1 protein-coding gene is annotated in these 955 nt (G+C 71.4%); it reads right to left on the bottom strand.

Features of this window, described 5'->3' with window-relative positions; genetic code table 11:
• Positions 1-49: 49 nt before the first annotated feature.
• A partial coding sequence (locus tag AC08OO_RS22395; RefSeq protein ID WP_476619035.1) for a transposase occupies positions 50-955 on the bottom strand: 906 nt, incomplete at its 5' end.

The raw sequence follows: 955 nt of genomic DNA, 5'->3' as shown, positions 1-955 counted from the left end.
CCAATGGCCGTAGGTTAAATGATCCCTTCAAGGTTTGGGGGATGGTTGGTCATCGGAGGTTCAGGCAGTGGAGTTCGAGGCGGTGGGTGACGGGCCGGGTGGGTGGATCGTCGGTCTTGCGGCGGGGGTAGTCGCTGTGCCTGCGGGTCTTGCGGGGTGCGGTGCGGTCACGGATGGCCAGGCGTGGGTCGCAGATCTCGATCAGGAACGCGAGGAGTGCCTGGTCAGGGGGGAAAGCCGCGGTCCGGATGGAGTCGGACGCGGCGGTGAGGGCCCGGCGGAAGCTGATCTTTTCGGGTGGGGTGCCGGTGGTGTCGGCGGCGACGCCGATGAGGCGGGCGAGTGCCTGGTGGACGGCGAACAGGGCCCACATCTCCTGGGCGACGCCTTCGGGGTCCTTGCTGCGTAGGACGGGCCGGCCTTCCCCGAGGTCGGTCTTGTGGTGGCCGATCACGGTCTCGCGTCCCCACCGTGTCGGGTAGGCGCAGGCCAGGTCCAGCATCGGGTACTCGTCGGGGTCGAGCAGGTCGGTGACCAGGCAGAACAGCTCCGAGCTGTTCTCCTCGCCGCCGTCGGTGGTGGAGTGCACGGTGTACTCGATCACCCGCACCGTCAGTGGTGGCCCGTCCGGCGTGCGGGCGGGGGTCAGCTCGGCGAGGTAGCTGCCGTCGGGCAGGACCCGGACCGGGGCCAGGGTGAAGGTCGCCTTCGCCCGCCACAGCAGGTGCGCCCCGGTCGCCAGGACCTCGCCGGCGAGCCGGTGGGACAGGAAGTTGCGGTCGGCCAGGGTGAGCATGCCCGGTCCCAGGTGCCCGAGCAGGTCGCGGGCCAGCGCCGGTTCGCCCGTGGTCCACGGGCCGAACGACGCGCCCAGCAGGGCGCCGGTGGCGGCCTCGGCGGCGATGACCCAGCGGACCTTCGGGAACGGCGCCGGCCCGTCGGCGTTCGACGGCCC

It is taken from the genome of Frankia sp. CeCAU1, assembly GCF_977971845.1.
This window is presented reverse-complemented; position numbering and strand designations above follow the sequence as displayed.